This window comes from Streptomyces violaceorubidus (assembly GCF_000717995.1).
In the GTDB taxonomy this organism is placed as follows: Bacteria; Actinomycetota; Actinomycetes; order Streptomycetales; family Streptomycetaceae; genus Streptomyces; species Streptomyces violaceorubidus.
On the sequence record NZ_JODM01000036.1, the window covers coordinates 24490 to 36385 of the forward strand.

Genomic DNA, 11896 nt, shown 5'->3' on the forward strand with positions numbered 1-11896 from the left:
GCTCAGTCCGCGGTGGGCTGCAGGGACTCCCGGGCCCTGGGCAGGATGTTGACGAGGTAGTCCTCGACCGCCGTGTCCAGGCCGATGTCGTGCTGGGCCCGCTCGGAGAGGTACCAGCGGTGCTCCAGCAGCTCGTGGTAGATCTCCGCCGGGTCCATCGCGCCGCGCAGCTCCACCGGCACGGCGCGCACGGTGGGCCGGAAGACCTCGCGCACCCAGCGGTGGGCGAGGACCTCCGGGCGGGCGCCCAGGGGGTCGCCCGGGGCGTAGTCGTCCTGGGTGGCCATCCAGCTCTCCAGGTCGTTCAGCAGCCGCCGGGCCTGGTTCTCCTCGGCGTCCAGCCCGGTCAGGCGCAGCAGCTGGCGCTGGTGGTGGCCGGCGTCGACGACCTTGGGCACGAAGGTGACGGTGTCACCGTTGGAGGCGTGCTCGATCTGCATCTCCGCCACGTCGAAACCGAGGTCGTTCAGACGCCGGATCCGGCGCTCGATGTAGTGGTACTTGCCCGCCGGGTAGACGGAGGTGCGGGTCAGCTCCTGCCACAGGCTGCCGTAGCGGGCGCAGATCTCGTTGCCGAACTCGACCGGGTCGACGGAGGGGTGCAGGGCCCCCGAGGCCTCCAGGTCGAGCAGTTCGCCGCTGATGTTCACCCGGGCGAGGTCGAGGTCGTAGTCGCGCTGTCCGTCGCTGAGCCGGGGGTGCAGGTCGCCGGTCTCGGCGTCGACAAGGTAGGCGGCGTAGGCGCCCGCGTCGCGCCGGAAGAGCGTGTTGGACAGCGAGCAGTCCCCCCAGGCGAACCCTGCCAGGTGCAGCCTGACCAGCAGCACCGCGAGGGCGTCCATCAGCCGGTGCATGGTCGCCGGCCGCAGCGTCGTCTCGAACATCGACCGGTACGGCAGCGAGCCGCCCAGGTGCCGGGTGACCAGCACCGGTTCCAGGGGGTCACCGGCGGCGTCCAGGCGGCCGGTGACCACGGCCAGCGCGTCCACCGCCGGGATGGCGAGCCGGTCCAGGTCGCGCAGCAGCTGGTACTCGCGCAGGGCGGGCCGCTCGGCCAGCTCCTTGACGGCGATCACCTCGTCCCCGGCGCGCGCGTAGCGGACCACGTGCCGGGAGATGCCGCGCGGCAGTGGCACGAGGTATTCCTCGGGCCACTGCTCCAGCGGCAGCTGCCAGGGCAGTTCGAGCAGGAGCGCGGGGTGCTCCGGATTGGTGGCACTGATCTGCAAGGCCATGCCCCGACTCTAGAACGCCCGTTCCCGGGCCAGTTCCGCGGCGTCCCTCACCGGCCCGCGGTGGACCGGGCCGTGGCCCGGCAGCAGGACGTCGCCCTCCAGACCGGCGATGACGTCGAGCGAGCCGATCGCGCGGGTCCGGTCGTGGTGGAACAGGTCGGGCAGCAGCTGTGGTCCCTCGGTCCGGGAGATGGCGTGGCCGCTCACCAGCGCGTCGCCGGAGATCACCACCCCGGCGTCGGGCAGGTGGTACACGCAGTGGCCGTCGGTGTGCCCGGGGGTGTGCACGGGAACGGGCCGGCCCGGCAGGTCGAGGGCACCGTCCGCCGGGAAGGGCGCGGGCGTGGTCACCGGGTGCTGTTCGGTGCCGCCGGTGCGCAGCACGTGCACCATCCACGGCAGCACGCCGGGGCGCCAGACGTTGCGCAGCACCGTGCCGACCGACACCTGCTGGAGGAAGTCGCGCCGGGCGTGCGGCACCTCGGCCTCGTGCAGGAGGACGGGGGTGCCGTGGGTGGCGCGCAGGTACTGCGCCGAGCCCAGGTGGTCGTTGTGGGCGTGCGTGATCAGCACGGCCGCCACCGCCTCCGGTGAACTCCCCACGGCGGCCAGGGAGTCGAGCAGCGCCCGGCGGTCGCCGGGGTAGCCGGTGTCGACGAGGGTCACCGCGTCGCCGTCGGTGAGGATGACCCAGTTGGTGTTGCCGCCGTGCACCAGATAGGTGCCGTCGGCCACTTGTCGTACGTCCGCGCTCATGATCTCCCGCGTTCCCGGTCGGATGTCCCCGCGCGGGACAGCCAACCAGAAACCGGACGCGGGCGGTTGCGCGGCCCTCAGCGCACGCCGTGCGGGCGGAACTGGACACTGATGCGCGGCCCGGCGGCGCGGCTGCTCTTGGGCACGCAGTGCTCCCAGGTGCGTTGGCAGGAGCCGCCCATCACGATCAGGTCGCCGTGGCCCAGCGGGCGGCGCACGGTCTCCCCGCCGCCGCCCGCCGGGCGCAGCAGCAGGTCCCGGGGCGCGCCCACCGAGAGGATGGCGACCATCGTGTCCCGACGCGCGCCGCGTCCGATCCGGTCGCCGTGCCACGCCACGCTGTCCCGGCCGTCGCGGTAGTGGCACAGGCCCGCGGTGGTGAAGGGCTCCCCCAGCTCCTCGGCGTAGTGGGCCGACAGGACGTCGCGCGCCTCGGCCAGCAGCGGGTGCGGGAGCGGGTCGGCCGCGCCGTAGAACGCCAGCAGCCGGGGGACGTCGACGACCCGCTCGTACATCTCCCGTCGTTCCGCGCGCCAGGGGACCTCGGCGGCGAGCCGCTCGAACAGCGCGTCGGCGCCGCTCAGCCACCCGGGGAGCAGGTCGATCCAGGCCCCCGAGCCGAGGTGCGTGCGGCGCAGCCCGTCGAGCGGGCCCAGCCGGGCCTCGTCGGTCTGGTCGAAGAGCGAGCCCTGGAGGTGGTGCGTGGTCATGGGACCAGCGTACTCCTCATTCGAAAATCTGTTCTATGCGCGAGGCTGCCCCTGTTCCGTTGCCCCTCTTTCGATACGTCGGTGTATCCGATACATTCGCGCATCGAACCGAGCGAGGGGCCGGGCGTGACGGCGAGGACGAGCACCGGGCGGGTGACCAGGCGGCGCGTGCGCACCCGTGCGAACCTCCTGGACGCCGCGTTCGCGGTGTTCGCCGCCAAGGGCTTCGGACGCGTGTCGATCGAGGAGGTCTGTGAGGCCGCCGGGTACAGCCGGGGTGCCTTCTACTCCAACTTCGACACCCTCGACGAGCTGTTCTTCGCCCTCTACGAGCAGCGGGCCGGCCTGATCGCCGAGCAGGTGGCCGCGTCCCTCGCCTCCGACGGCCCCGACCTGGACGTGCCCGCCGCCGTGGAGCGCGTCACCGAGGTGCTGCTCCTGGACCGGGACTGGCTCCTGGTGAAGACGGACTTCCTGGTGCACGCCGCCCGCGACCCGGAGGTCGCCCGGACCCTGCTGGAGCACCGGGCGCGCCTCAGGCGGGCGATCGCGGACCGGCTCGCCCGGGCCCGCGGCCACACCGACCTGCCCGCCGTGCTCGGCGACGCCGGACGGGCCGCGCACGCCGTGGTCGCCGCCTATGACGGGGTGACCACCCAACTGCTCCTGGACCGGGACGTCGTACGCGCCCGGGCCTGGCTGGGACAGCTGCTCACCGCGCTGCTCACCGACGGCAGCACGCCTCACTGACGGAACAGGAAGGGACGGTCGCCATGGATGCCGACGTCATCGTGGTCGGAGCGGGTCTGGCGGGGCTGGTCGCCGCCCACGAGCTGACCAGCCGGGGCAGGAGGGTCGCCCTGGTGGACCAGGAGAACGCGGCCAATCTCGGCGGGCAGGCCTTCTGGTCCTTCGGCGGCCTCTTCCTCGTCGACTCCCCGGAGCAGCGGCGGCTCGGCGTCAAGGACTCCCTCGACCTGGCCTGGAACGACTGGCAGGGCAGCGCCGGCTTCGACCGGACCGAGGGCGAGGACTCCTGGGCCGTGCGCTGGGCGCGGGCGTACGTCGAGTGGGCGGCGGGGGAGAAGCGGTCCTGGCTGGCCGGGCACGGCATCACCTTCCTGCCCACCGTGGGCTGGGCCGAGCGCGGCGACCTGAGGGCCGGCGGGCACGGCAACTCCGTACCCCGCTTCCACATCGCCTGGGGCTCCGGCACGGGGGTCGTCGAGCCCTTCGTGCGGTACGCGAAGCAGGCCGTGCGGGACGGGCTGCTCACCTTCCACCACCGCCACCGCGTCGATCACCTGGTCGTCGAGGGCGGCACCGTATGCGGGGTGCGCGGCACGGTCCTCGCCCCGGACGACTCACCGCGCGGTGTCGCCTCCCACCGCGAGGCGGCCGGAGAGTTCGCACTCACCGCCCGGGCCGTCGTCGTCACCTCCGGCGGCATCGGCGCCGACCACGACAGCGTCCGCCGCCACTGGCCCGAGCGCCTGGGCACCCCGCCCGCCGAGATGGTCACCGGGGTCCCCGCCTACGTCGACGGCCGGATGCTGGACATCAGTGCCGAGGCGGGTGCCCGCCTGGTCAACCGGGACCGCATGTGGCACTACACCGAGGGCGTGCGCAACTGGGACCCGGTCTGGCCCGGCCACGGCATCCGCATCCTGCCCGGACCGTCCTCCATGTGGTTCGACGCGCTGGGCCGCCGGCTGCCCGAGCCGTACCTGCCCGGCTACGACACCCTGGGCACCCTGCGTCACCTGCGCACGGCCGAGGGCCTCGCGGAACACGACCACTCCTGGTTCGTCCTCACGCAGAAGATCGTCGAGAAGGAGTTCGCCCTCTCCGGCTCCGAACAGAACCCCGACATCACCGCCAAGGACCGCGTCGGCTTCCTGCGCGAACGCGTGCTCGGCAAGGGGGCGCCGGGTCCGGTGGACGCGTTCCTGCGCCAGGGCGCCGACTTCGTGACGGCGCCGGACCTGGAGCAACTGGTCGAGAAGATGAACCGGTTGACCGACAAGCCGCTCCTGGACGCCGCCGTGCTCCGGCGCCAGATCGAGGCCCGTGACCTCCAACTGGCCAACCCGTACGCCAAGGACGCCCAAGTGCAGGGCATCCGCAACGCCCGCCGCTACCTCGGCGACCGCCTCGGCCGCGTCGCCACCCCGCACCGCCTCCTCGACCCGGCGGCCGGCCCGCTGATCGGCGTCAAGCTGCACATCCTCACCCGCAAGACCCTCGGCGGCATCCAGACGGACCTGGACTCCCGCGCTCTGGGCGCCGACGGCAGCCCCGTCGAGGGCCTGTACGCGGCCGGTGAGGTGGCGGGCTTCGGCGGGGGAGGGGTGCACGGGTACAACGCGCTGGAGGGCACCTTCCTCGGGGGCTGCCTGTTCTCCGGACGGGCGGCGGGCCGGGCCGCGGCGCGGCGGACCGCCTGAGCGCGGCGCGGCTGGGCGCCGGGGGTCAGCCCGACCGCCGGCGCGCGGCCTCGCGCCGCTTGAGTGCCCGGCGTTCCAGCTCGCTGGTGCCTCCCCAGACACCGATGGTCTGCCCGGTGTCGAGCGCCCAGCGCAGACACTGCTCCCGGACCGGGCAGGTCCGGCAGACCGCCTTCGCCTGCTCGGTCTGCAAGGCGGCCGGGCCGGTGGTGCCGATCGGGAAGAAGAGGTCGGGGTCCTCCGTCCGGCATGCGGCGTGCTCTCGCCAGTCGTCCATCAAAGTCTCCTGCGATCGGTGTAGTTCACGTCTTCGGACATGGCTTGCTCCGATGCGGGTGACCTGTCGGCGGCGGTGCGAAACCGGTGCGGCCGCCCCGGGACGCCGTGCCGCTGCCGGGTGCCTACCGGTGCAGCGCCCGCGCGGCCGTCCTCACCACGGCGTCCGCCACCGCGGCCAGCGCCGGGGAGTCGAGTTTCCACTGCTGCCAGTACAGCGTGATGTCCACCGCCAGGTCCGGTGCGAAGCAGACGAGCCGGCCGGTGCGCAGCAGCGGGTCCGCCTGCGGCTGCGGCACCATGCCCCAGCCCAGCCCGGCGGCGACGGCCTCGACGAAGCCCTCCGAGGTCGGCACGTAGTGGCGCGCGGCACTCGCGCCCTCGTGCCCGAGCCGCCGCGCGAAGGCGTCCTGGAAGTCGTCCCGCCGGTCGAAGACCACCACGGGGGCCCGGGCGACGACCTCCCGGGGCGGCCCCGCCAGATGGCGGGCGGCGAAGTCCGCGGTGGCACAGGGCAGATAGCTCATCCGGCCCAGCGCCCGGACCGTGCAGCCCGGCACCGGTTCGGGCGAGGAGGTCACCGCCGCCATCACCACGCCCTCCCGCAGCAGCGTCGCCGTGTGCCCCTCGTCCTCGCGGCGCAGTTCGAAGCAGAGGGCGGGCTCCCTGGGGAGGCCGGTCAGGGCGGGCAGGAACCAGGTCGCCAGCGAGTCCGCGTTCACCGCCACCGTCACCCGGGTCGGCTCGCCCTCCCCGCGCAGGCCCAGCTCGGCCGAGGCGTCCCGCTCCAGCCGCGCCACCTGGCGGGCCAGCCGCACCAGCACGGCACCGGAGTCCGTCGCCCGCACCGGCTTGGTGCGCAGCAGCAGCACCCGGCCGGTGCGCTGCTCCAGCGCCTTCACCCGCTGGCTGACCGCGGACGGCGTCACGTGCAGGGCGGCGGCGGCCGCGTCGAACGTGCCCTCGTCCACCACGGCCAGCAGGGTGCGCACGTGGTCCAGCGGCAGATCCGCGAAGGGCGTCGTCATGTCGTCATCACGAGGGCTAATGATAGGTAAGAATCTTTAGCTGTACGTGCGGTGATCGTCCGCTTAGCGTCGAGTGCATGAACAACGCCCTCACGGCGGCCGCCGCCGGTTTCGGCACCGGCCTCTCGCTCATCGTCGCCATCGGCGCCCAGAACGCCTTCGTGCTGCGCCAGGGGGTGCGCCGCGACGCGGTCCTCGCCGTGGTCGGGATCTGCGCCCTGTCCGACGCCGTGCTCATCGCCCTCGGTGTCGGCGGGGTCGGCGCCGTGGTGGTGGCCTGGCCGGGCGCGCTGAGGGCCGTCGGCTGGATCGGCGGCGCCTTCCTGCTCTGCTACGGCGCCCTGGCCGCCCGGCGGGTGTTCCGTCCCTCCGGCGCGCTGCGGGCGGACGGCGACGCCGCCGGCTCGCGCCGCCGGGCCGTGCTCACCTGCCTGGCGCTGACCTGGCTCAACCCCCACGTCTACCTCGACACCGTCTTCCTGCTGGGCTCCGTCGCCGCCGACCGGGGGCCGCTGCGCTGGACCTTCGGCCTCGGGGCGGCGGTGGCCAGCCTCGTCTGGTTCGCCGCGCTCGGCTTCGGCGCCCGCTACCTCGGCCGCTTCCTGGCCCGGCCCGCGGCCTGGCGGGTCCTGGACGGCCTGGTGGCAGCCACCATGATCGTCCTGGGCCTCTGCCTGGTCGCCGGGGCCTGAGCCGGGCCTGATCCGGACCGGATCAGGCCACGCGCGTGCGGGCGTGTTCGAACGGACTGCGATAGTGATCCCCGCAACCGAAAGATGTATCGAGCATGTAGGAAGCGCGTGGACACCAGCGAGAGCAGGGGCGAGAGCGGCACCGAAGCCGGGGCGAAGGCCGCGGCGCCGGACGGAGGGCGCCCGCGAGGGTGGCGCCGCTGGGCCATGGACACCCGTCCCCTGCGCCGCCCGGCCTACCGCAGGCTGTGGTCCTCGACCATCGTCACGGCCGTCGGCAGCCAGCTCACCGCGGTCGCCGTGCCCAAGCAGATCTACGACATCACCGGCTCCTCGGCCTGGGTCGGCGCCGCGAGCCTCGCCGGTCTGCTGCCCCTCGTCGTGTTCGCGCTGTGGGGCGGCGCGGTGGCCGACACCATGGACCGCCGCAAGCTGCTCCTGATCACCAACACCGGCATCGCGGTGACCTCGCTGCTCTTCTGGACACAGGCGGTCACCGGCATGGAGTCGGTGGGCACGCTGATGCTGCTGCTCGCGCTGCAACAGGCCTTCTGGGGCCTCAACGCCCCGGCCCGCAGCGCCTCGATCGCCCGTCTGGTGCCCGAGGGCGAGCTGCCCGCCGCCAACGCCCTCGGCTCGACCGTCATGCAGACCGGGCAGGTGGTCGGCCCGCTGCTCGCCGGTGCGCTGATCCCGCTGGTCGGACTGCCCGAGCTGTACCTGATCGACGCCCTGGCCCTGTGCGTCACCGTGTGGGCGGTCTACCGGCTGCCCGCCCTGCCGCCGCTCGCGGGTACGGCCGTCCGGCGCGCGGGCGTGCGCGAGGTCGTGGCCGGCTTCCGCTACATCGCCGGGCACAAGGTGCTCCTGCTGTCCTTCCTGGCCGACATCGTCGCCATGGTCCTCGGCATGCCCCGCGCCCTCTTCCCGCAGCTCGCCGCCGAGACGTACGCCCCTTACGGCGAGGGGCTCGCGCTCGGGCTGCTGTTCGCGGCGATCCCCGTCGGCGCGGTGGCCGGCGGCCTGTTCTCCGGCACCTTCTCGCGGGCCCGCCGGCACGGCTGGATGGTGATCGGCGCGGTCGTCGTCTGGGGCGCGGCCATCACCGGCTTCGGGCTCAGCGGCAGCCTGTGGCTCGCGGTGGCCTTCCTGGCCGTGGCCGGTGTCGCCGACATGGTCTCCATGGTGTTCCGCGGGGCGATCCTGCTGTCCGCCGCGACCGACGAGATGCGGGGGCGCATGCAGGGCGTGTTCACCGTCGTCGTGGCGGGCGGTCCGCGACTGGCCGACGTGCTGCACGGCGGCGCGGGCTCCGCCTTCGGCGCCCGCGAGGCGGTGGCCGGCGGCGGGCTGCTCGTGGTGGCGGTGATGCTGGCGCTGGCCGCCGCGATGCCGGCGCTGCGCCGCCACCGCGTCTGACGTGGGCTCGACGTCGGCCGGACGTCGGCTCGGCGTCGGCCGGACGTGGGCTCGGCGTCGGCCGGACGTCGGCTCGACATCGGTTCGGCATCGGCTCAGAAGGAGCCGCGTCCGTGCAGCGCGTAGTGCTCCATGAGCCGGCCCCGGGTGGACTCCAGCCGGTGCGCGAGGATCTCCGCCACCGACCGCACCAGCACGATGCCCAGCTGGGGGTCGCGGTCGCACAGGTCGAGCACCGACGCCGCCTCGAACTCGTAGGCGCGCACCGGGCTGAAGGCCTCGGCGCCGAAGTCCCACTCGTAGGGCGGGAACAGCCAGGACCAGCCGAGCAGGTCGCCCACGCCGAGACTGGCGACCGTGACCCGCTGCAAGGAGGTCACCTGCTGGGTCAGGGAGACCGCGCCGGAGCGGATGACCCAGAAGCGGTCCGCCCGGCCCCCCGCCTCGAAGATCCGGTCGTCCTCCGGGAAGGAGACCTCCTGGGCCAGTTCCATCAGCCGCGCCCGCTGGGGGGAGGGGAGGGCGGTCAGGAGTTTGATCGCTTTGGTCATGGCACGGGACTCCTCGCCGGCGATTCGGTTCCGGGGCTTTCCCTATGTCCATTTCAGTCGCTGTCGCCGCGCTGAGCACCTCGGCGGACGGCGGGATCCCGTACGGATTCCGTGCCGGAACGGGAAGGGCAGCGTGAGGGCGTGAAAAAGCCCTGGCCGGACGGGGGAGGCCGGCCAGGGCCGCAAGCGGTGACCGCGGAGGACGTCTCGGTCGACTCCGTCGCCACTTGTGGGTGAACGCTAAACCATCGCGGGTCGTTCCGCGAATCCGGCCCCCCGACACGTGACCCGGCTCACCCGCCGTGCTCCGCGACGACCCTGATCGTCTCCAGCGCCGGATCGGTCGGGTCGGGAAGGTACATCCCGGCCTCCAGGCCGCTGCGCAGATAGCGCAGGACCGGCTCGGCCAGCCGCTCACCCGGCAGTACGGCCGGAATGCCGGGCGGGTACGGGGTGATCATCTCCGCCGCGATCCGGCCGGCGGCCCGGTCCAGGGGCACGTCCTCGGTCGGCCCGAAGAACGCGTCCCGGGGCAGGCACACCTGAGGCATCCGCAGCTCGGCCGGCGGAGGGACCTCGACGCGTGGGGCGGGGCGCAGGCCGGGGGCCGCGCGGGCGAGGTCCTTGAGCGCGGTGAGCAGCTCGCCGGCGGTCTCCCGGTCGTCGCCGTGGGTGATCTGCGCGCCGATGCGGCGGTGGTCGGTGATGTGGGCGATCACGCCGCGGTTCTCCCGCAGCCAGTCCGCCGCCTGGAAGCCCGAGACGCCGAGCCCGTCGAGGTCGATGACGACCGGCAGCGGATCGAAGCCGTGGGCCGCCCCGGGGCCGCAGAAGTCGTCCCGGTCGTTGACGTGCATGCCGTCGATCTCCTCGACGGCCGCCCGCACTCCGGCCACCAGCTCCAGGGCGCCGCCCATCAGCTCCTGCCCGCGCAGCGCCATCTGACGACGCCAGCCGTCGAGACCCGCGAAGATCAGCACCGACGGGCTGGTACTGCCCAGCAGGTCGGCGCGCATGCCGAGCAGCTTGGGCGGCACCAGGTCGCCGCGCAGATGGAACACCGAGCCCTGCTCGAGTCCGCTGCCCATCTTGTGGATGCTGGTCACGCAGATGTCGGCGCCTGCGTCCATCGCCCAGGACGGCAGATCGGGGTGGAAGGGCAGGTGCGCCCCCCACGCCTCGTCGACGATCAGCGGCAGCGAGCGCCGGTGGCAGACCTGGGCGACGGCCCGCAGATCGGCGCTCGCCCCGTACGGCGTCGGACTGGTGATCAGGGCACCCTTGGCGTCGGGATGGGCGGCGAAGGCCTCCTCGAACGCCTCGGCGGACGGCGGATGGGCGAGGTGCCGCTCGGCGTCCCAGCGCGGTTCCACCCACACCGGCTCGATGCCGGACAGGATCAGCCCCGAGACCACGGACTTGTGGGCGTCCCGGCCGATCAGCAGCTTCTCGTGCGGTCCCGCGACCGCCAGCATCGCCGCCTTCACCGACAGGGAGCTCCCGCACGTGGAGAAGAACGTGTGGTCGGCGTGGACCGCGTCCGCCATCAGCTCCTGGGCCCGCTGGAGCACCCGTCCCCGGGTGAGCCGGTCGTCGAGTCCCCCTGTCGCCAGCACGTCGCCGTAGAACACCGCGTCACCCAGCACCTCGCGCACCGCGGGGTCCGCCCCGCGCGCCTGCTTGTGCCCCGGTGGCGTGAACGACAGCCGCCCCTCGCGGCGGTACTCCACGAGGGCTTCCAGGACCGGTGCTCGGCTGTGATCCGCAGTCATGCCGACCCGGTTTCCCGTCCGGCGCCGCGTCAATCCGCCCCGGGGCCCCTCACCGGGCGCTCCGGCCCGGGGTCAGCACCTCGTCGAGCACCCGCAGGACGGCCTCGTACGCCACCGTCCGTACGGCAGCCTCCCGCGCGGCCTCCGGGTCGGTCGGGCGCAGCTCCTCGCTGCGCGCCCGCCAGCTCCGCCCCTCCTCCAGCGCACAGGCCCTCGCCCGGTGCATCCGGCGCAGCAGTTCGTCCGAGTCCACAACATCCGTCATGCACTCCGCGTACCCCCGCTGGGCGCCGGGATGGCCCCTGGGCCGCACGGAGGAGGGGAGGTTTGCCCGTACCGGCAGAGGTCAGCCGACAGGGGACGAGGCCGCGGCGCGCGCACGGCCGGACCGGACCGTCCCACCGACCAGGGAGCTGAGGGATGCGTGACAGGGACACGACTCAACCCGTCGTCGAGCAGCTCGGCAAGGACACCTGCCGCCGAGATCGGCCGCACCGGCCCGCCGACGCGCGCAGGGCGGTCGAACGGGCCGTCACCGAATGCCCCGGCCCCCACGGCGCCGTCGCCTGCGACGCGGGCGCCCTTTCCGACGCCGTGCTCGTCGCCTCGGAGCTGACCACCAACGCCATCCTGCACGGCGGCGGCATCACCGACTTCCGGGTCGACGTGGTGGGACCCCGCGTGCGACCGGGAGTGCGCCTGTCCGTGAGCGACCGCAGCCACGACCTGCCGGTGGCCGTCCCCGCCACGGACGACCGGGGCCGCCGGCGCCTCGGTGGTCGGGGCTGGCCGATCGTCTGCCGGCTGTCCCGCGAGGTGCGGGTGGCAGATCTTCCCTCCGGAGGCAAGTGCATCACCGTGGTCGTTCCGCTGTCCTGATGACTTTTCGAAAAGCGGAGTTTGTTCCACCGGGGCAGGGGCAGTCGCAGATTCGTGCTTCGGACCGGAGGCGCAGCAGCGGGAGCGGTACGGCTGCTTCGGTGCCCCGGGTTGTGCCCGGGCGATCCGGA

At 73.5% G+C, this 11896-nt stretch carries 13 protein-coding genes; 5 read left to right on the forward strand and 8 right to left on the reverse strand.

The genetic code is table 11. From position 1 onward, the window contains the following. Nucleotides 1–2: 2 nt before the first annotated feature. From IE94_RS0130235 to IE94_RS0130245, 3 genes are all read right to left on the reverse strand, one after another. Entirely contained in the window at nt 3–1235 is a 1233-nt protein-coding gene (locus IE94_RS0130235; RefSeq protein WP_030190556.1) for a DUF4032 domain-containing protein, read from the reverse strand. A gap of 9 nt (nt 1236–1244) precedes the next feature. Further along, nucleotides 1245–1991: an MBL fold metallo-hydrolase gene (locus IE94_RS0130240; RefSeq protein ID WP_030190557.1), complete on the reverse strand. Its 747-nt coding sequence runs from the start codon at nt 1989–1991 to the stop codon at nt 1245–1247. Between the two features lie 77 nt (nt 1992–2068). Then, complete coding sequence (locus IE94_RS0130245; protein ID WP_030190559.1) at nt 2069–2701, reverse strand: alpha-ketoglutarate-dependent dioxygenase AlkB; 633 nt, start codon at nt 2699–2701, stop codon at nt 2069–2071. A gap of 126 nt (nt 2702–2827) precedes the next feature. On the opposite strand from IE94_RS0130245, the gene IE94_RS0130250 reads away from it, so the two are divergent. Together IE94_RS0130250 and IE94_RS0130255 are read left to right on the forward strand one after the other, a co-directional pair. Further along, a complete protein-coding gene (locus tag IE94_RS0130250) occupies nt 2828–3451 on the forward strand; it encodes a TetR/AcrR family transcriptional regulator (RefSeq protein WP_245235337.1) in 624 nt (207 codons plus the stop codon). 23 nt (nt 3452–3474) lie between these two features. Further along, complete coding sequence (locus tag IE94_RS0130255; RefSeq protein ID WP_030190563.1) at nt 3475–5148, forward strand: FAD-binding dehydrogenase; 1674 nt, start codon at nt 3475–3477, stop codon at nt 5146–5148. A 25-nt stretch (nt 5149–5173) separates the two neighbouring features. Here IE94_RS0130255 and IE94_RS0130260 read toward each other — a convergent pair whose 3' ends face one another. Continuing rightward, nucleotides 5174–5425 (reverse strand): WhiB family transcriptional regulator, encoded by a 252-nt coding sequence (locus tag IE94_RS0130260; protein WP_030190565.1) that lies wholly within the window; start codon nt 5423–5425, stop codon nt 5174–5176. Nucleotides 5426–5549: 124 nt separating this feature from the next. Next, complete coding sequence (locus tag IE94_RS0130265; protein ID WP_030190568.1) at nt 5550–6452, reverse strand: LysR family transcriptional regulator ArgP; 903 nt, start codon at nt 6450–6452, stop codon at nt 5550–5552. Between the two features lie 77 nt (nt 6453–6529). On the opposite strand from IE94_RS0130265, the gene IE94_RS0130270 reads away from it, so the two are divergent. Further along, entirely contained in the window at nt 6530–7144 is a 615-nt protein-coding gene (locus IE94_RS0130270; RefSeq protein WP_030190570.1) for a LysE/ArgO family amino acid transporter, read from the forward strand. 108 nt (nt 7145–7252) lie between these two features. Continuing rightward, on the forward strand, nt 7253–8563 hold the full coding sequence (locus tag IE94_RS0130275; RefSeq protein WP_030190573.1) for an MFS transporter: 1311 nt from the start codon (nt 7253–7255) through the stop codon (nt 8561–8563). Between the two features lie 95 nt (nt 8564–8658). Here the strand turns inward: IE94_RS0130275 and IE94_RS0130280 are convergent, their stop codons facing one another. From IE94_RS0130280 to IE94_RS0130290, 3 genes are all read right to left on the reverse strand, one after another. Next, a complete protein-coding gene (locus tag IE94_RS0130280; RefSeq protein ID WP_030190575.1) occupies nt 8659–9114 on the reverse strand; it encodes a cyclic nucleotide-binding domain-containing protein in 456 nt (151 codons plus the stop codon). A 293-nt stretch (nt 9115–9407) separates the two neighbouring features. After that, nucleotides 9408–10886 carry an aminotransferase class I/II-fold pyridoxal phosphate-dependent enzyme gene (locus IE94_RS0130285; protein ID WP_030190577.1) on the reverse strand — a complete coding sequence of 493 codons (1479 nt, stop codon included), beginning with the start codon at nt 10884–10886 and terminating at the stop codon, nt 9408–9410. Nucleotides 10887–10935: 49 nt separating this feature from the next. Continuing rightward, complete coding sequence (locus IE94_RS0130290) at nt 10936–11151, reverse strand: hypothetical protein (protein ID WP_030190579.1); 216 nt, start codon at nt 11149–11151, stop codon at nt 10936–10938. Nucleotides 11152–11306: 155 nt separating this feature from the next. Here IE94_RS0130290 and IE94_RS0130295 point away from each other — a divergent pair, with 155 nt between their 5' ends. Then, nucleotides 11307–11765 (forward strand): ATP-binding protein, encoded by a 459-nt coding sequence (locus tag IE94_RS0130295; protein WP_030190581.1) that lies wholly within the window; start codon nt 11307–11309, stop codon nt 11763–11765. The last annotated feature ends 131 nt before the right edge of the window (nt 11766–11896 follow it).

Coding starts and splice junctions, on each gene's coding strand:
- IE94_RS0130280 (WP_030190575.1), bottom strand. CDS start 9,114: ATGACCAAAGCGATCAAACTCCTGACCGCCCTCCCCTCCCCCCAGCGG.
- IE94_RS0130295 (WP_030190581.1), top strand. CDS start 11,307: ATGCGTGACAGGGACACGACTCAACCCGTCGTCGAGCAGCTCGGCAAG.
- IE94_RS0130285 (WP_030190577.1), bottom strand. CDS start 10,886: ATGACTGCGGATCACAGCCGAGCACCGGTCCTGGAAGCCCTCGTGGAG.
- IE94_RS0130255 (WP_030190563.1), top strand. CDS start 3,475: ATGGATGCCGACGTCATCGTGGTCGGAGCGGGTCTGGCGGGGCTGGTC.
- IE94_RS0130265 (WP_030190568.1), bottom strand. CDS start 6,452: ATGACGACGCCCTTCGCGGATCTGCCGCTGGACCACGTGCGCACCCTG.
- IE94_RS0130245 (WP_030190559.1), bottom strand. CDS start 2,701: ATGACCACGCACCACCTCCAGGGCTCGCTCTTCGACCAGACCGACGAG.
- IE94_RS0130290 (WP_030190579.1), bottom strand. CDS start 11,151: ATGACGGATGTTGTGGACTCGGACGAACTGCTGCGCCGGATGCACCGG.
- IE94_RS0130260 (WP_030190565.1), bottom strand. CDS start 5,425: ATGGACGACTGGCGAGAGCACGCCGCATGCCGGACGGAGGACCCCGAC.
- IE94_RS0130240 (WP_030190557.1), bottom strand. CDS start 1,991: ATGAGCGCGGACGTACGACAAGTGGCCGACGGCACCTATCTGGTGCAC.
- IE94_RS0130235 (WP_030190556.1), bottom strand. CDS start 1,235: ATGGCCTTGCAGATCAGTGCCACCAATCCGGAGCACCCCGCGCTCCTG.
- IE94_RS0130270 (WP_030190570.1), top strand. CDS start 6,530: ATGAACAACGCCCTCACGGCGGCCGCCGCCGGTTTCGGCACCGGCCTC.